The following is a 16,192-nucleotide window of genomic DNA, read 5'->3' as shown; positions in this document are numbered from 1 at the left end:
CCAGCGGGTTCAGGTTAGGACGTTCCCTGCTTACACCCGCTCCAGCGCCACCGCGATCCCCTGTCCGACCCCGATGCACATCGTCGCCAGTGCCAGCCGCGCCCAGCGCTCCCGCAGTTCCAGGGCCGCCGTGCCGGTGATCCGTGCACCCGACATGCCGAGCGGATGACCCAGCGCGATCGCCCCGCCATTCGGGTTGACGTATTCGGCATCCTCGGCAATCCCGAGTTCGCGCAGTACGGCGATGCCTTGCGAGGCAAAGGCTTCGTTCAGCTCGACCACGCCGAAATCCTTCGGCGAAAGGCCCAGCCGCGCGCAGAGTTTCTTCGTCGCCGGCGCCGGGCCAATACCCATGATGCGCGGCGCCACGCCCGCCGTCGCGCCGCCGAGAATGCGCGCGATCGGCGTCAGCCCGTACTTCTTCGCCGCCGCCTCCGACGCGATGATCAAAGCCGCCGCGCCGTCATTGACGCCGGAGGCATTGCCGGCGGTCACCGTGCCGCCCTGCCGGAACGGCGTCGGCAGTTTGGCCAGCGTCTCGACGGTCGTGCCGGCGCGCGGATGCTCGTCCTTCGAAACCACCACTGGGTCGCCCTTGCGTTGGGGGATCGTCACCGGGGTGATTTCCTTCGCCAGCCGGCCGTTGGCCTGCGCTGCCACCGCCTTGTCCTGGCTGCGCACCGCAAACGCGTCCTGGTCGGCGCGCGACACGGCAAAATCCTCCGCCACGTTCTCGCCGGTCTCCGGCATGGAATCGATGCCGTACTGCTTCTTCATCAGTGGGTTGACGAAGCGCCAACCGATGGTTGTGTCATAGATCTCGGCATTGCGCGAAAATGCGCTGTCGGCCTTGGGAAGCACGAAGGGCGCGCGGCTCATCGATTCCACTCCGCCGGCGATCATCAGTTCGGCCTCGCCGGTCTTGATGGCGCGGGCGGCTGATATCACAGCGTCCATGCCGGAACCGCAGAGCCGGTTGATGGTGGTGCCCGACACTTCCTTCGGCAGGCCGGCGAGCAGCAGGGCCATGCGCGCCACGTTGCGGTTGTCCTCGCCCGCCTGGTTGGCGCAGCCGAAGATCGTGTCGTCCACCGCGCCCCAGTCGACCGCCGGGTTACGCTCGACCAAGGCCTTCAACGGAACGGCGCCGAGGTCGTCGGTGCGAACCGACGAAAGCACGCCGCCGAACCGGCCGATCGGGGTGCGGATGTAGTCGCAGATGAAAGCTTCGGTCATGTCAGGCGGCCTTCTCTTTCTTCGCGGTCCCCTCATGCGCTGCCTTGGTACGGGCCTGCAAGTCGCGCAACGTTTTCAGTTCAAGGTCGCTCGGGGCAGGAGTCACTTCCAGTTGCTCGGCAAATCTCACCGTCCAGCCGCAGGTTTCCTGCACTTTTTCGCGCGTCACGCCCGGATGCAGCGACACCACCGTGAACTCCTTCGTCTCCGGGTCCGGCTTCCAGATGGCGAGGTCGGTGATCAGCAGGGTCGGCCCGGCGGTGTCGATACCGAGCCGCTTGCGATGGTCGCCGCCTTCGCCATGGCCGAACGATGTGAAAAAGTCGATTTTTTCGACCATGCCGCGCCTGGTCTGGGCCATGGTGATGTAGACCTGCTGCGACGAGGTGGCGATCTCCGGCGCGCCGCCGCCGCCGGGCAGGCGGGTCTTCGGATGGAAATAGTCGCCGATGACAGTGGTGTTGATATTGCCGAACCTGTCGAGTTGCGCGGCGCCCAAAAAACCGATGGTAATGCGGCCGCCCTGCAGCCAGTAGCGGAACATTTCCGGCACCGGCACTGTGGTCACCGCCGTCTCGCAAAGCTCGCCGTCGCCGATGGAGAGCGGCAGCACGTCCGGCGCGGTGCCGATCGTGCCGCTCTCGTAGATCAGCGTGATATCTGGCGCATGGGTCAGCCGCGCCACGTTGCAGGCGGCCGACGGCGCGCCGATGCCGACGAAACACACGTCGTCATTGGTCAGGGCGCGCGAGGCGGCAATCGTCATCATCTCGTTGGGGGTGAAGTCGCTCATGCCGCTTTCCTCAGATGCGCGACGCGGCCGGCGAAATCGTCGGCGCTCTTCTCGATGACGTTCTTCTGCATCCACTCGCGAAACCGGTTCCTGTCGGCCGCGATCTCGTCCCACTCCAGATAGGCGGCGTTGTCGCGGTCGTAATAGCCCTGCGTGTAGGAGGGATGCGAGCCGCCTGGCACGACCGAGATCGCATGCACCGTCCAGTACGGCAGCACGCAGAGGTTCGGGTGCAGGTCGTCGAAATTGTCGACCACTTCCTCAACCGTCACCACGGCGCGTTTGGCCGCCAGAACCGCCTCCTTCTGGATGCCGACGATACCTTCCACCAACACATTGCCCTTGCGGTCGGCTTTTTGTGCGTGGATGAAAGTCACGTTCGGGCGCACCGCGGGCACGGCAGCGAGTTTTTCGCCAGTGAACGGGCAGGTTACCGACTTGATGTTCGGATTGACCTCGGCCAGCCCGGCGCCGCGATAGCCGCGAAAGATCGCGCAGGGCAGGCCGGCCGCGCCCGCCTCATAGGCGTTGGCCATGGCGGCGTGGCTATGCTCCTCGATCTCCAGCGGATGCGGAAAGCCGTTCTCCACAGCGTCGCGCAGGCGGCGCAGTAGCCCGACGCCGGGATTGCCGGCATAGGAGAAGATCGCCTTCCTGGCCATGCCCATGCCGATCATCTGGTCGTAGACCAGGTCCGGCGTCATGCGGACCAGAGTGAGGTCCTTGAACCCCTGGCGGATCGCCTCATGCGCCGCGGCGGTCGGGATCAGATGCGTAAACCCCTCGAAGGCGGCGGTGTCACCGTCCTTCAAATTCTCCGCGACCGCTTCTTTCAGCGCCAGGAATCTCGTCACGGCGTAGCCTCCAACAGATCCAAGAATGTTCGTATTGCGAACATATGTTACATATGCGATACTATTCATCTCAAGGACCGGATTGTCAACCGTCCGATCTGTCGACAAACAGGGACGTTGCGTTCAATGCCGGAAGCGCCTTCCTCGCGCGATCTCGTCGGATCTCTGGAAAAGGGTCTTGGCGTCATCGAAATCCTCGCCGCGCATCCGGCCGGGCTGACGCTGACCGAAACCGCCGAGCGCGCCGGCCTGACGCGCGCCGGCGCGCGCCGCCTGCTGCTGACGTTGGTCGCCGCCGGTTACGCCACCCAGAACGGCCGCGTCTTCGCGCTGTCGCCAAAACTGCTGTCGCTGTCTCGCGCGTGGCTGGAGGGCGCGTCGCTATGGTCCTTCGCCGAACCCTTCATGCGCGAGGTGGCCGCCGAGATGAACGAATCCTGCTCGGCCGCCGTGCTGTCCGACCATGACGTCGTCTATGTCGCCCGCATCCCCGGCGCGCGCATCATGCGGGTGGCGCTGCAAGTCGGCACGCGGCTGCCGGCCTACTGCACGTCCATGGGCCGGGTGCTGATGTCAGGCATGACACAAGAGCAACTCGCGGACTTCCTCGGTGGCATGACGATCGAACCGAACACGCCAAAGACCGTCACCGATCGCCGCGAGATCGCACAAAAGGTTCGGCAGGCCGCCGAGCAAGGCTTTGCCCTGGTCGACGAGGAACTGGAACTCGGCCTGCGCTCCATTGCCGTTCCGGTCCGCGACCGGCAGGGCGCCATTGTTGCGGCGATCAACGTCTCGACCCAGTCCGCCCGGTTCTCGGTCGCCGAAATGGAGCGCACCATCCTGCCGCCTCTGAAACACGCCGCCGAAAAGATCGAGGATTTTTTCGCAGTGCAGTAGGAGACGGCCGGTTTTTTCCCTGACTCCAACAGAGGCTATATCGCTCTCATCCCGACATAGGCACGCGCGATTGCATGCATACGGGCCCGGTCGAAGCTTGGGCCGTGGCCGCCATGGCCAACCTTGATGTCGAGTTCGGCCAACCGGCGCATAGTTTGGACATAGGTCGGAATGTCTGCTCCGGGAATGTCGTCCACCAGTTCATCGTCGTAAATGGCGTCGCCTGAGAAGAACTCTCCATTCTTCTCGTCCAGTAGCGCGATCGATCCCGGCGAATGGCCGGGCAGGTGCAGGATTTTGAACAGCCTGTCGCCCGTGTCGACGGTGTCGCCTTCGTCCAGCAATTCAGTCAGCGGTGCGGGTAACAGTCGGTAATCGTTGAACGAATAGCCTTCATGCGGCAGCCGTTCGATCGGCTCCTCCTGCCTGACGAACCAGGAAGCCAGTGTTCCCTCGTCCTTCATCGTGCGGAAAAATTCGGCCTCCGCCGCATGCCCGGCGCGCCGTTCGAACTCGTGAAAACTGCCGACATGGTCGACATGCGCATGAGTTGCGATCGCCAAAACGGGTTTGCGGTTTCCCGGCAAGGCCTTGGAAAGACTGGAGATACCGACACCGAAATCGAGCTGGATGTCGAAATCCCGGCCTTCGATGCGGTAGAGATTGGCCCGGAAGAACGAATGCACGAAGGGTTCGGTAATCAGAGTGACACTGGGCGAGATGTTACGGCATTCGAACCAGGAAGACGGCATGGCGCTTGAATTCCAATGGTTTACGCCGCAGCGAAGCAAGCGGGCCACGGTGTGCGGCCCGCTTGCATAGCAGGAAATTGCGCGCCGTTCAGCCGCCGGTCGTCTGGTGTTTCGAGTGGTCGACCTCGCCGGCCTTCGGCTCGACCGCGAATTCCACGTCGACCGTTCCCGCCTTCTCGAAAGTCAGCGTTCCCGGGAATTTCACGCCGGCCTTTGGCGGCTGCTTCAGGTCCACGAACATGATGTGAAAGGCGCCGGGCTTCAGCGCCACTTCGCCGCCGGCCGGGATTTCGACGCCGGCCGGGATTTCGACGCCGGCCCCGACTGGCCGCATGGTCATGACGCCTTCGGAACTCACAGTCATTTCATGGACTTCAGCCTTGCCGGCGATCGGCGAGGTGATAGAGACGAGGCGGTCGGCGGACGTGCCATGGTTCTTGATGACCATATAGCCGGTGGCAACCTTGGCGCCTTCCGGGGTCTCGCGTGACCATGGATGGCCGATCTCAAGGTCGCCCAGCTTGTATTCATGTGCCCAGAGAGGCTTGGAAAGCGCAAGGAGCAGCATCAGGGCGAAAACGAGGATGCCGATCCGTTCCTCGATGCTGCCAAAGCGGTGAACGATGGCGCGGGGATGCGCCGAAGCGCGCGAAAAGTTTTGCATGGGAATGTCCATTGGTTCTGGCCGAGCCTGCATGGCCGCGGCAATTCTATTCGGGAATTCAAAAGGATACGGCGCGAGGACGCCGTCAGTCGCCAGGTCAGGCGAGGGCAGGCGGGGCGCGCGGACTGCCGGGGTCGTGATCATCGGCCTGGACGATGACGACGGGCGCGGGCAGAGGCCTGCCGGCCGCTTTGGTCCGGAAAGCTATAGTCAGCGAAACTTCGTCCGGAGGCGTGCCGGAGACCGTTGCCGAGGCCGCGCAGCCCAGCATGCAGCAGCCCGGCATCTTGCCGTGGTTGCTGCGATCGGCCGGCGTACCGTGATCTGTGCTGGTGATGCACAGCGGATTGCCGAAGGCGTCGAGCGGAACCTCGCCTGCCGCGAGCGCGAACCCGCCCGCCAGCGATTGGATGAGGAACAGCCAGGCCGCGACCAGCGCGAGCCCTTTCCTCCATCCTTTCCGCATAGCCTTCACTGGCGGCCTTCCCCGATATGGCGCCTGAATATCACGGCTTTCGCGTCGCACGAAACCGGATTGTCGCGATGCGGCAACGTGCCTCCCGATCCGAGGGGGCGACCTAAAGCCGATCCAGCGTAGGTTCTACAACCTCGCCCGCGTCGACCTCGGCGTGGCGAGCAGCAGGCTGGTCTCCGAACCGGTGATGCCCGGAATGAGGCGGATGCGCCGCAGAACCGCGTCGAGGTCGGTGAGCGAGGTGGTCCCGATCTCGACGACAAGGTCCCAGCGGCCGTTGGTAGTGTGGATGGTCGAGACCTCGGAAAAGCCGCCGAGCGCACGGATCACCCGGTCGGCGGCATGGCCCTCGATTTCGATCATCATGATGCCGCGGATGCGCTGGTCGACGGCGTCGGCGCGCAGGATGACGGTGTAGCCGATGATGTCGCCCGACTGCTCTAACCGTTCCATGCGGGCGCGGGCGGTGGCGCGCGAGACGCCGAGGTCGATGGCGAGGTCGGAAATACTGCGGCGTCCGTCATGCCTCAGCAGGGTCACGAGTTTTTCGTCGAGTGCATCCATGGTTGCCGATCCGCCAGCCAGATTAAGCAAATTGATAACCCATATCAAAAGATTTGCCAATTTTCGCTGTTCGTTTCGACAGGCATCTCTGGTTCAATCAGCGAAACAGACCTTTCCGACTTCGATGGAGTTTTCGATGCTGTGCAGGATCGTTGGCGCGCCAGTTCAGGACGGCGCTGGCCGCATGGGCTGCGAGATGGGGCCGAGCGCTCTGCGCACCGCCGGGCTGGTGTCGGCGCTGCGCGACCTTGGCCATGAGGTGGAGGATCTCGGAGCCGTCCAGCCGCTGGCCGCTCGCCGTGTCGTCCACGGCAATCTGGCGCTGAAGGCGCTGCCGGAAATCTCCGCCTGGACCTCGGCCATCGCCGAGACCGCCTATTCGGCAAGTGCGGATGCAATGCCGATCTTCCTCGGCGGCGACCATTCGATTTCCGCCGGCACGCTCTCTGGCGTGGCCCGCCGCGCCGCCGAGCAGGGGCGTCCGCTGTTTGTGCTGTGGCTGGATGCCCATCCGGATTTCCACACGCTCGACACCACCACCAGCGGAAACTTGCATGGCGTGCCGCTCGCCTATGCCAGCGGCCAGCCGGGCTTTTCGGGCTATTTCCCTGATCTCACGGCGACCGTCGATCCGTCGCGGGTCTGCACGCTTGGCCTTCGCAGCGTCGATCCGGCCGAGCGCCGCGCGCTGATCGCAGCCGGCGTGACCGTGCACGACATGCGCGCCGTCGACGAGCACGGCATTCCAAAACTCTTGCGCGCCTTCCTGGCGCGGGTGGAGGCGGAAAACGGGCTGCTGCATGTCAGCCTCGACGTCGATTTCCTCGACCCGTCAATTGCGCCGGCTGTCGGCACCACGGTTCCCGGCGGCGCCACCTTCCGCGAGGCGCATCTCGTCATGGAAATGCTGTCGGACAGTGGGCTTGTCTCCAGCCTCGATCTCGTCGAGCTCAACCCCTTCCTCGACGAGCGTGGCCGAACCGCGACGCTGATGGTCGACCTTACCGCCAGCCTGATGGGCAAGCGCATCATGGACCGTCCGACGAGGAGCTTTTGATCATGCAGCCGAAACTTAACATCGTTCCTTTTGTCAGTGTCGACCACATGATGAAGCTGGTGCTGGCCGTCGGCGTCGAGCGCTTCCTGACCGAGCTTGCCGGTTACATCGAGGACGATTTTCGGCGCTGGGAACTGTTCGACAAGACGCCGCGCGTCGCCTCGCACAGCCATGACGGGGTGATCGAGCTGATGCCGACCAGTGACGGAAAGCTCTACGGATTCAAATATGTCAACGGCCATCCGAAGAATATGCGTGAGGGCCTGCAGACCGTTACGGCCTTCGGGGTGCTGGCCGATGTCGGTAATGGCTATCCGATGCTGTTGACCGAAATGACGATCCTGACGGCGCTACGCACTGCTGCCATGTCGGCCGTGGCGGCAAAACATCTGGCGCCCAAGGGTGCACGCACCATGGCGATCATCGGCAACGGCGCCCAGTCGGAATTCCAGGCGATCGCCTTCAATGCGCTGCTCGGCATCGACCGGCTGCGGCTTTACGACATTGATTCAAGCGCCTCGCGCAAGTGTGCGAAAAACTTGGCCGGAATGGGTTTCGACATCACCATCTGCGCGACGGGTCAGGAAGCGGTCGAGGGCGCCGACATCATCACCACCGTCACCGCCGACAAGCAGTATGCGACCATCCTGACCGACAACATGGTCGGGCCGGGGGTGCATATCAACGCTGTCGGCGGCGATTGCCCCGGCAAGACCGAACTGCACCGCGATATCCTGCTGCGCTCCGACATCTTCGTCGAATTCCCGCCGCAGACGCGCATCGAGGGTGAGATCCAGCAGCTTGCCGCCGATCATCCGGTTACCGAACTGTGGCAGGTGATCGCCGGCAAGACCGAGGGCCGCAAGAGCACCCGGCAAATCACGCTGTTCGATTCCGTAGGCTTCGCCATCGAGGATTTTTCGGCGCTGCGTTACGTGCGCGACCAGTTGCAGTCGACCGGGCTCTACGAGGAACTCGACTTGCTTGCCGATCCGGACGAGCCGCGCGATCTCTTCGGCATGCTGCTGCGAGCCAAGGCGGCGGCCGCTGCCTGAGGCGGCCGCCGGACAGCACGTGTCGGGTCAGGCAGCCTTCGCAGTTCCGATCCCATAGCGCGGGGCGGGACGGCTGCGCGACAGGTTCGGATAAAGCACCGTGCGCGCCGCCTTGAAAGCTTCCCAGTCGGCATGGTCAGGCAGGGAGACGATGCTGATGCTTTCGCCCGCGTCGAGACCGGCGAGGGCGGCGTCGACCATGTCGTCGACCTCCATCGTGATTTCGGCGGGAAGCTGGTTGATGTCGACGCCGCCGCGCTCCCAGATTTCCGTGCGGGTGACGCCGGGCAGGACGGCCTGGACCCGCACGCCGAGCGGCGCAAGCTCGGTCTCGATGCCTTCGCTCAGCGACAGCATGAAGGCTTTCGTGGCGTTGTAATAGACGCCGACGGCGGGGCGGTCGTTGGTGATGCCGGCGATCGAGGCGAGGTTGATCAACGTTCCCGCGCGCTTGCGGGCAAAGGTTCCGGCGGCGACGCGGGCCAGGCGGGCAGCCGCCACGACGTTGAGTTCGATCATCGTGTCAAGCTTCTCGATATCCGCATCGACGGTCGGGCCGGTGACGGCCATGCCGGCATTGTTGACGAAGACGGCGATGTCGTCGTGCTTCAGGCGTTCCTCGACCTTGGCGCGATCGGCGGGTGAGTTTAGGTCGGCACGCAAGACTTCTACCGCCACGCCGGTCTCGGCCTTCAGCCGCGCCGCCAGTTGTTCCAATCTGGCCACGTCGCGCGCGACCAGCACGAGGTCGTGGCCGCGCCGGGCGAGGCGGTCGGCATAGACGGCGCCGATGCCGGTCGATGCGCCGGTGATCAGCGCCGTTCCCTTGGTTGTCGTCATTTCAGATGCTCCTGTCTGCTCTCAATTGAGCCGCGCGGACATCGTGCGGCGGTGGGGATGGCAAAATTGACTGATGCCGCGGGTACGGTCTTTCGATATCGCGCGGGAATCCGGGGCCGATCCACCCTCGGCTGGGACCGCGCTTGTGAAACGGTTCGCTGTTCTTATGTTTCTGGCGGTGCTCGCCGGATTGACGGCGAGCCAATGATACCAAGGAAGCGGAATGCGCGTCAGCAGGGAAAAGGCCGAGGAAAACCGCGCGGCGATCGTCGAGGCCGGCGCGCGGCTGTTCCGCGAACAGGGTTTCGATCGGGTCAGCGTGGCTGATGTCTGCGGCGAGGCGGGGCTGACGCATGGCGGCTTCTACGGGCATTTTGCATCCAAGGACGCGCTGGAGGCCGAGTGCGTGGACGCCGCCTTCGCCGACAAGATCGCCGAACTGACTGATCCTGCCTCGGTCGCCGCGATGGTCGGCCGCTATCTCAGCGCCACACACCGGGACAACCCTGGCCGGGGCTGTGCCGTGGCGGCGCTGGGAGCGGCGGTGCCGCAGCGCGACGAACTGGTGAGGCAGCACTTCGCGGCCGATATCGGGAAATATCTGGACGCCCTGACCGCTGCGCTTGTGGAGGAGGCCGGAGCGGGACGCGACCGCGCGATCCTGCTTCTGTCGGCGTTGGTCGGCGGCCTCACGCTGGCCCGTGCCGGAAAAGCTTCGCCGGAATTGTCGGAGGAAATCCTCGCCAGCCTGTGCGGCAGCCTCGGCGCGTTGCCTCCCGCCGGGACTGCGAGCACCTGACGCTCCGGCCGTTTCCAATCTGCGATCTCTGACGCCGTCTGGCATGTCGCCGGGCTCTGCGCTTTTTTGATGATAATCATCATTTAAGTGCGATGCGACTGTCCAACAAGGAGCGAATTTCGCCAACGCATGAGCAACGGCATTTTTTGACGGCACGGATCGTTGCCGGGCCGCGAAATTTTTCGCACCGGCCTCTGATGCTCAGCTTTTCACGTCGAAAAATGGTAGCGTCATGACGTGTCGGGCTTCTCCAGCGCCCAGAAGGCGAGGCCGTGCATGACATCCAGAACCTCGTGGACGTCGTGGGTGGGTTTTCGCCGCCAGCCCGGCGGGCGGCCGGAGCGCAGCGGCGACGGGCGGCGAAACCGGACCGCCTTGCCGCCGGCATTTGCATTTTGAACGCCTTCAGTGTCCCGGCCTTGCTTGGCATGCGCGAGCGCGGCATCGCGCCGCGCCTTCCAGCGGGCGAAGCGTTTTGCCTGACATGGCAGGTCGTCGAGTGCCTGGCCCAGCGCCTCGAGGCGGAGCGCCAGACGCGCGGCGTGAATTGGATCTTGGGGCGACGGCGGCGCCGGGAGCACAAACGGCTCGCTGATGCTGGGAAACAGGATGCGGGGGGGCCGCATGCGCCGGGACAAAGCGTTGATGAACGCGGAATGGACTCCGCAGCGGATCGAGCAGCGGCAGGCTCAAGCGGCGCGGTCGGGCGGCGCGCAGGGCCGCGGCCCGCCTGGCGGCTGCGGCACGCCTGAGATCGTCCCGCGACAGGGTGACGGCGATTCCAAAACCGCGCAGCAGCGGCTCCGGGTTTTTTGGTTTCGGTTTTCGCGCGCGCAGCGGCGGCAGGGATACGGTCAGGCCCCGCGCCGCCACGATGATCAGCCTTCGCGCCGCTGCTTCGGCCGGATGCAGCAGCTTGCATATGGTGCGATGGAGGTGGCGGGGAAGGGTGAATACCGGCGTAAGTGCCGGGGACAGTTTTACCCGGTCTAGCTGATAAGCCGAAATCTGTTCGCTGGAAGCGAGCGGCCGGGCTGGCGCAAACGTCGGGGACAGGCCCCCACTGCCAGGCTCGGCACCGGCGCCCAGCCTGGCCATGGCGACGAGCATGGCGAGGATACGCTTCAGCGCCTCCCGGTTCTTGTCGATTGCCGCATTCCAGTCCATCGCCGCCGCCCCCTTTCCAGCACGGGCTGAAGGGATTATCGCGCGGGTTGGAGGGGCGGGGATAAATCGGAGGGTAATAATGCCGGCGGATTTTGAGCAGAGGCAGTTGCGCGCCAGTGCTTCGGATGCGATTTTTCTTGCAATCACAGTGCATTGACTGGGCAGCCTAACCTTGATGGGTTGGCGCCGCCCCTCATCCCCTGCCGGGACCTTCTCCCCGTAAAACGGGGAGAAGGAGGCTGCGGCGGCGGTTTCGCCCATGGCCGACGTTGCGGACAGCTATTCTATCTCCGCCCGCCGGGAAGGGTTCCGGCAGGCGGGCGAGGGGCAGAAAGCGGCAGCCCGCTCAGACGTCCAGATTGGCCACGCTCAGCGCGTTTTCCTGGATGAAGTCGCGGCGCGGCTCGACCTCGTCGCCCATCAGCCGCGCGAACAGCGAGTCGGCGTCCGTGGCGTCGTTGACCTGGACCTTCAGCAGCGAGCGCACATTCGGGTCGAGCGTGGTTTCCCAGAGTTGCTCGGCGTTCATCTCGCCGAGACCCTTGTAACGCTGCATGGTCAGGCCCTTGCGGCCGGCGGCGAAGATGGCGGAAAGCAGCGCCAGCGGCCCGGCGATCGTCTCGGACGTTTCCTTGCGGCGCAGAACGGGCGGGATGCCGTAGATTTCGCCGAGGCGCGGCGCGTGGCGGTCGAGCGCGCGCGCGTCGGCCGAGTTGATCAGCGCCATGTCGAGCGCCACCACGTCCTTCACGCCGCGCAGTACACGCTCGAAGACGTAGCCGCCCGAACCGTCATTCGATACCGAGGTACGGCCGGTCCAGCCGCGTTCCATGTCCTCGGCGATGGCGTCCAGCCGCTTGGCGACGGTATCCGCCATCGCGTTGGCGCGGCCGAGGTCGTCGAAAATCTCAGGCTTCAAGGCGCCGGCGATTGCCGCCTGCTCAACCACGCCGCGATTGTAGCGCGAGTGCAGGCCGTTGATCAGCGACCGGACAGCCAGAGCGTCGTCGATCGCCGTGCGCAAATCCTGGCCTGCGCGCGCCTCGCCCGAGCCCAGCGTCAACGACGCTTCGTCGAGGCCGGAATTGATCAGGAACTCCTCGTAGGCGGTCTCGTCCTTGACGTATTGCACGCTCTTGCCGCGCGTCACCTTGTAGAGCGGCGGCTGGGCTATGTAGAGGTGGCCGCGCTCGATCAGTTCCGGCATCTGCCGGAAGAAGAAGGTGAGCAGCAGCGTGCGGATATGGGCGCCGTCGACGTCGGCGTCGGTCATGATGATGATCTTGTGGTAGCGCAGCTTGTCGGCGTTGAACTCGTCCTTGCCGATGCCGGTGCCGAGCGCCACGATCATCGTGCCGATCATTTCGGACGACAGCATGCGGTCGAGCTTCACCCGCTCGACGTTGAGGATTTTTCCGCGCAGCGGCAGGATCGCCTGGTTCTGGCGCGAGCGGCCGCCCTTCGCCGAGCCGCCCGCGGAATCACCCTCGACGATGAAAATCTCGGACTTGGCCGGATCGCGCTCCTGGCAGTCGGCGAGCTTGCCGGGGAGCGAGGTGATGCCGAGCGTGCTCTTGCGTGTGATGTCGCGCGCCTTGCGCGCCGCCTCGCGCGCCGCTGCGGCCTGGATGACCTTGTCGATCACCACCTTGCCTTCGGCCGGATGCTCCTCCAGCCAGGTGCCGAGCGCCTCGTTGACAAGGCTTTCGACCACCGGGCGGACTTCCGAGGAGACCAGCTTGTCCTTGGTCTGTGACGAGAATTTCGGGTCGGGCACCTTGACCGACAGCACGGCCGTCAGGCCCTCGCGGCAGTCGTCGCCGATCAGCGCCACCTTCTCCTTCTTGGTCAGCCCCGAACTTTCGCCATAACCGGTGACCTGGCGGGTGAGCGCGCCGCGAAAACCGGCGAGATGGGTGCCGCCGTCGCGCTGGGGAATGTTGTTGGTGAAGGCCAGCACGTTCTCGTGGTAGCTGTCGTTCCACCACATGGCGACCTCGACGGCGATGCCGTCACGCTCGGCGCGGATGGCGATCGGCGTTGATATCAAGGGTTTCTTGGCACGGTCGAGATATTTGACGAATTCTTCCAGCCCGCCCTCATAGAGCAACTCGATCTGCTTCACATCGGCATGGCGCGCATCGGTGAGCACGATGCGCACGCCAGAATTGAGGAAGGCGAGTTCGCGCAGGCGGTGTTCCAGCGTGCCGTAGTCGAACTCCACCATCGAGAAGGTGTCGGTCGACGGCATGAAGGTGATCTCGCTGCCGCTGCGTCCTTCATTGGTGCCGGGCATCTTGTTCGGCTCGTAGGTGCCGGTGACCTTCAGCGGCGCGTCGGCATCGCCATGGGTAAAGCTCATCTCATGGATTTTGCCGTCGCGGCGGATCTTCAGCTTCAGCCAGACGGACAGCGCGTTGACGACGGAGACGCCGACGCCATGCAGGCCGCCGGACACCTTGTAGGAATTCTGGTCGAACTTTCCGCCGGCATGAAGCTGCGTCATGATGACTTCGGCGGCCGAAATGCCTTCGCCGGTATGAATGTCGGTCGGAATGCCGCGGCCATTGTCGATGACGGTGACCGAACCGTCGGGATTGAGCGTCACCGTGACGAGGTCGGCATGGCCGGCCAGCGCCTCGTCGATGGCGTTGTCGACGACCTCGTAGACCATGTGGTGAAGGCCGGAGCCGTCGTCGGTGTCGCCGATATACATTCCCGGCCGCTTGCGGACGGCATCCAGGCCCTTCAAAACCTTGATGGAATCCGCGCCATATTCGGCGCTGCCGCCGTTGCCGGTGTCTAGCTCGTCGCTCATGAAGTGCTTTCGTTTTACTGAAACAAACAGGCGCTGAATGCCGCCGATTCGCGCCTCTTTTTTGACCATCCACATATAGGCGTTTTCGCGCCGGTTTTCCAATCCGGACGGCTGTTTTCCCGGCTATTTGCGCCGATTTGCGGCGCATCGCCGGATGTCGGCTCGCTGAGACAGTTTGCGTTTGTCCACCCGCACGAACTCTTCAAGGCTTCAACCTTTCCGTTGGCAAAAGTAGACTATCCCCACGCATGCGGCCTTCCCCGTTACCACGCCTTGCTTTCGCAATCTGGCCATTGATGGAAGGTGGGAAGCGGGGCGCGAGGCCGAGCCTCTCAAAATTAGAAACGTGGCGCGAACCTTGCGCCCCGCCGGCGTGCTTGCCCGATCGCTGATACCGCCCCGGCTCAATCCGAGGCTTGTCGTCGCGATCTGGGGCCCGGGTCTGAAGGCTCTTGCCAAGCCGCGCACCGTTACGTGGCCACCCCGGCGCCGTCCCCTCCACGCTCATCCGGTTCATGACCCGTGTTCCCGCGAGGGCGATGGCCGAATTATAAGGCAGGCCGAAGAGGCGGGGATAAGCGGCAGCAAATTTTCGGGGTCGAGCCGAAGGCGTGTCCGCTAAAGCATTGAAAAGAAACGATTGGCGCCAGGAGAAAAAAATAATTCACTGGCGGAGCGGCTTTTTTATCCCCCTTTTTAGCTCGACCGACGAGTGATGGACATCGGGCAAGGCGAGCAAGAGGATCGCAATCGATTCTCGCCGTTTCCATGGTGTCGCATGTCGCTCGCGCCTATCTTATGACAAGTTCGCCCGGACAGATGAGCAGAGATGGATAGCTCTCCCGCCCCCTTCCGCCCGCCCGCGCCAATCCCGCGCACGCGGCCGCCGTCGATGCTGGAGATGATCCGTATCATCTACCGCAATCCGCTCGAACTGTGGGGCGAGCCCTCCTACAACCAGCCCTGGATCGTCGTGAACGGCGTCGGCGGTCCACTGGTGATCGCCAACGATCCCGGCCTGATAAGGCACGTGCTGGTGGACAATGCGAAAAACTACAAGCTGGCCACCGTGCGCCAGAAGGTGCTGCGGCCAATCCTGCGTGACGGTCTGCTGACGGCGGAAGGGCAAGTGTGGAAACGCTCGCGCAAGGCGATGGCGCCGGTGTTCACGCCGCGCCACATCTTTGGGTTCGCCGAGCCGATGCTGCGGCGAACAGAGGTTTTTGCCGAGCGCTACGAAAATGTCGACGGCACCGTGGACATGGCCCACGAGATGACGTTGCTCACCTTCGACATCATGGCGGAGACCCTGTTTTCCAACGAGATAGCCGGCGAACCCGGCAGTTTCGGCGGCGAGATCGAACGGCTGTTCGAGACGATGGGCCGGGTCGATCCGCTCGACATTCTGCGCGCACCCGACTGGCTGCCGCGCTTCACACATATCCGTGGCCGCCGGACGATGAAGTTCTTCCGAAAAATCGTCACCGATACGGTGGCGATGCGCATCGAGCGTATGAAAAAGACGCCAGACGACGTGCCGGAGGATTTCCTCACCCTGCTGCTGCGCGCCGAAGGCAAGGACGGGCTGACCCGGCAGGAGGTCGAGGACAACATCATCACCTTCATCGGCGCCGGCCATGAGACGACGGCGCGGGCGCTGGGCTGGACGCTCTATTGCCTGGCCGAGGCGCCGTGGGAGCGTGCGCCGATCGAAGCCGAGATCGACCGGGTGATGAAAAGCGAGCCCGATCCGGTGAAGTGGCTCGACCTGATGCCGCTGACGCGCGCGGCGTTCGAGGAGGCGATGCGGCTCTATCCGCCTGCGCCGTCGATCAACCGCGAGCCGATCGAGCCGGAAACCTACGATACGCTGAAGATTCCGCGCGGCGCGCAGGTGCTGGTCATGCCCTGGGTGGTGCACCGGCACCGGAAATTGTGGGACGACCCGAACGCGTTCCTTCCGTCGCGTTTCCATCCCGCCAACAGGGAGAAGATCAACCGTTTCCAATACTTGCCGTTCGGCGCCGGGCCGAGGACCTGCATCGGCGCGAGTTTCGCCATGCAGGAGGCGGTGATAGCGCTGGCCGTGCTGCTTTCACGCTTCCGCTTCGACAGCACGGCGGAGACGAAACCCTGGCCGGTGCAGAAACTGACGACACAGCCGCAGGGTGGTCTGCCGATGAAGGTGACGCGGAGATGACAGAGGCGTAGCGGCTGC

16 protein-coding genes are annotated in these 16,192 nt (G+C 64.1%); 6 read left to right on the top strand and 10 right to left on the bottom strand.

Annotated features, from left to right (window positions below; genetic code table 11):
* Nucleotides 1-30: 30 nt before the first annotated feature.
* The 3 genes from pcaF to ACH196_RS02245 are packed head-to-tail and all read right to left on the bottom strand — an operon-like array spanning nt 31 to nt 2,883.
* Nucleotides 31-1,236: a 3-oxoadipyl-CoA thiolase gene (gene pcaF / locus ACH196_RS02255; protein WP_396644560.1), complete on the bottom strand. Its 1,206-nt coding sequence runs from the start codon at nt 1,234-1,236 to the stop codon at nt 31-33.
* Nucleotide 1,237: 1 nt separating this feature from the next.
* Nucleotides 1,238-2,029: a CoA-transferase subunit beta gene (locus ACH196_RS02250; RefSeq protein ID WP_396644558.1), complete on the bottom strand. Its 792-nt coding sequence runs from the start codon at nt 2,027-2,029 to the stop codon at nt 1,238-1,240.
* The gene (locus ACH196_RS02245; protein WP_396644556.1) at nt 2,026-2,883 is read right to left on the bottom strand and encodes a CoA transferase subunit A; all 858 of its coding nucleotides are present in this window, start codon (nt 2,881-2,883) and stop codon (nt 2,026-2,028) included. Before ACH196_RS02245 ends, ACH196_RS02250 begins: the two co-directional genes overlap by 4 nt.
* A 126-nt stretch (nt 2,884-3,009) precedes the next feature.
* On the opposite strand from ACH196_RS02245, the gene ACH196_RS02240 reads away from it, so the two are divergent.
* Nucleotides 3,010-3,783, top strand: coding sequence for an IclR family transcriptional regulator C-terminal domain-containing protein (locus tag ACH196_RS02240; RefSeq protein WP_396644555.1), 774 nt, complete (start codon nt 3,010-3,012; stop codon nt 3,781-3,783).
* 35 nt (nt 3,784-3,818) lie between these two features.
* Here the strand turns inward: ACH196_RS02240 and ACH196_RS02235 are convergent, their stop codons facing one another.
* The 4 genes from ACH196_RS02235 to ACH196_RS02220 all read right to left on the bottom strand — a co-directional run bounded on the left by ACH196_RS02235 (nt 3,819) and on the right by ACH196_RS02220 (nt 6,238).
* A complete protein-coding gene (locus ACH196_RS02235; protein WP_396644554.1) occupies nt 3,819-4,535 on the bottom strand; it encodes an MBL fold metallo-hydrolase in 717 nt (238 codons plus the stop codon).
* Nucleotides 4,536-4,623: 88 nt separating this feature from the next.
* On the bottom strand, nt 4,624-5,199 hold the full coding sequence (locus ACH196_RS02230; protein WP_396644553.1) for a copper chaperone PCu(A)C: 576 nt from the start codon (nt 5,197-5,199) through the stop codon (nt 4,624-4,626).
* Between the two features lie 97 nt (nt 5,200-5,296).
* Nucleotides 5,297-5,674 (bottom strand): hypothetical protein, encoded by a 378-nt coding sequence (locus ACH196_RS02225; protein ID WP_396644552.1) that lies wholly within the window; start codon nt 5,672-5,674, stop codon nt 5,297-5,299.
* Between the two features lie 126 nt (nt 5,675-5,800).
* Complete coding sequence (locus ACH196_RS02220; RefSeq protein ID WP_396644551.1) at nt 5,801-6,238, bottom strand: Lrp/AsnC family transcriptional regulator; 438 nt, start codon at nt 6,236-6,238, stop codon at nt 5,801-5,803.
* 136 nt (nt 6,239-6,374) lie between these two features.
* Between ACH196_RS02220 and rocF the strand changes: the two genes are divergently transcribed.
* Nucleotides 6,375-7,295, top strand: a complete 921-nt coding sequence (gene rocF / locus ACH196_RS02215) for an arginase (protein ID WP_396644550.1) — start codon at nt 6,375-6,377, stop codon at nt 7,293-7,295.
* Nucleotides 7,292-8,350 carry an ornithine cyclodeaminase gene (locus ACH196_RS02210; RefSeq protein ID WP_396644549.1) on the top strand — a complete coding sequence of 353 codons (1,059 nt, stop codon included), beginning with the start codon at nt 7,292-7,294 and terminating at the stop codon, nt 8,348-8,350. Before rocF ends, ACH196_RS02210 begins: the two co-directional genes overlap by 4 nt.
* Nucleotides 8,351-8,377: 27 nt before the next feature.
* Here the strand turns inward: ACH196_RS02210 and ACH196_RS02205 are convergent, their stop codons facing one another.
* Nucleotides 8,378-9,190, bottom strand: a complete 813-nt coding sequence (locus ACH196_RS02205; RefSeq protein ID WP_396644548.1) for an SDR family NAD(P)-dependent oxidoreductase — start codon at nt 9,188-9,190, stop codon at nt 8,378-8,380.
* Between the two features lie 223 nt (nt 9,191-9,413).
* Between ACH196_RS02205 and ACH196_RS02200 the strand changes: the two genes are divergently transcribed.
* Nucleotides 9,414-9,989 carry a TetR/AcrR family transcriptional regulator gene (locus tag ACH196_RS02200; protein WP_396644547.1) on the top strand — a complete coding sequence of 192 codons (576 nt, stop codon included), beginning with the start codon at nt 9,414-9,416 and terminating at the stop codon, nt 9,987-9,989.
* Nucleotides 9,990-10,219: 230 nt separating this feature from the next.
* Here ACH196_RS02200 and ACH196_RS02195 read toward each other — a convergent pair whose 3' ends face one another.
* Nucleotides 10,220-10,570, bottom strand: a complete 351-nt coding sequence (locus ACH196_RS02195; protein WP_396644546.1) for a hypothetical protein — start codon at nt 10,568-10,570, stop codon at nt 10,220-10,222.
* A gap of 43 nt (nt 10,571-10,613) precedes the next feature.
* Between ACH196_RS02195 and ACH196_RS02190 the strand changes: the two genes are divergently transcribed.
* Nucleotides 10,614-10,982 (top strand): hypothetical protein, encoded by a 369-nt coding sequence (locus tag ACH196_RS02190; RefSeq protein ID WP_396644544.1) that lies wholly within the window; start codon nt 10,614-10,616, stop codon nt 10,980-10,982.
* Nucleotides 10,983-11,502: 520 nt separating this feature from the next.
* On the opposite strand, the gene gyrB is transcribed toward ACH196_RS02190, so the two are convergent.
* The gene (gyrB, locus tag ACH196_RS02185) at nt 11,503-13,974 is read right to left on the bottom strand and encodes a DNA topoisomerase (ATP-hydrolyzing) subunit B (RefSeq protein ID WP_396644543.1); all 2,472 of its coding nucleotides are present in this window, start codon (nt 13,972-13,974) and stop codon (nt 11,503-11,505) included.
* Nucleotides 13,975-14,803: 829 nt separating this feature from the next.
* On the opposite strand from gyrB, the gene ACH196_RS02180 reads away from it, so the two are divergent.
* The gene (locus ACH196_RS02180) at nt 14,804-16,174 is read left to right on the top strand and encodes a cytochrome P450 (protein WP_396644542.1); all 1,371 of its coding nucleotides are present in this window, start codon (nt 14,804-14,806) and stop codon (nt 16,172-16,174) included.
* Nucleotides 16,175-16,192 lie beyond the last annotated feature (18 nt).

The sequence above is a fragment of the Mesorhizobium sp. IMUNJ 23232 genome, from assembly GCF_044326205.1.
In the GTDB taxonomy this organism is placed as follows: domain Bacteria; phylum Pseudomonadota; class Alphaproteobacteria; order Rhizobiales; family Rhizobiaceae; genus Kumtagia.
This window is presented reverse-complemented; position numbering and strand designations above follow the sequence as displayed.

Excerpts from the sequence above, each read along its gene's own strand:
- pcaF (WP_396644560.1), bottom strand. The coding sequence starts at position 1,236 with ATGACCGAAGCTTTCATCTGCGACTACATCCGCACCCCGATCGGCCGG.
- ACH196_RS02250 (WP_396644558.1), bottom strand. The coding sequence starts at position 2,029 with ATGAGCGACTTCACCCCCAACGAGATGATGACGATTGCCGCCTCGCGC.
- ACH196_RS02240 (WP_396644555.1), top strand. The coding sequence starts at position 3,010 with ATGCCGGAAGCGCCTTCCTCGCGCGATCTCGTCGGATCTCTGGAAAAG.
- ACH196_RS02235 (WP_396644554.1), bottom strand. The coding sequence starts at position 4,535 with ATGCCGTCTTCCTGGTTCGAATGCCGTAACATCTCGCCCAGTGTCACT.
- ACH196_RS02230 (WP_396644553.1), bottom strand. The coding sequence starts at position 5,199 with ATGCAAAACTTTTCGCGCGCTTCGGCGCATCCCCGCGCCATCGTTCAC.
- ACH196_RS02220 (WP_396644551.1), bottom strand. The coding sequence starts at position 6,238 with ATGGATGCACTCGACGAAAAACTCGTGACCCTGCTGAGGCATGACGGA.
- rocF (WP_396644550.1), top strand. The coding sequence starts at position 6,375 with ATGCTGTGCAGGATCGTTGGCGCGCCAGTTCAGGACGGCGCTGGCCGC.
- ACH196_RS02205 (WP_396644548.1), bottom strand. The coding sequence starts at position 9,190 with ATGACGACAACCAAGGGAACGGCGCTGATCACCGGCGCATCGACCGGC.
- ACH196_RS02200 (WP_396644547.1), top strand. The coding sequence starts at position 9,414 with ATGCGCGTCAGCAGGGAAAAGGCCGAGGAAAACCGCGCGGCGATCGTC.
- ACH196_RS02190 (WP_396644544.1), top strand. The coding sequence starts at position 10,614 with ATGCGCCGGGACAAAGCGTTGATGAACGCGGAATGGACTCCGCAGCGG.
- gyrB (WP_396644543.1), bottom strand. The coding sequence starts at position 13,974 with ATGAGCGACGAGCTAGACACCGGCAACGGCGGCAGCGCCGAATATGGC.
- ACH196_RS02180 (WP_396644542.1), top strand. The coding sequence starts at position 14,804 with ATGGATAGCTCTCCCGCCCCCTTCCGCCCGCCCGCGCCAATCCCGCGC.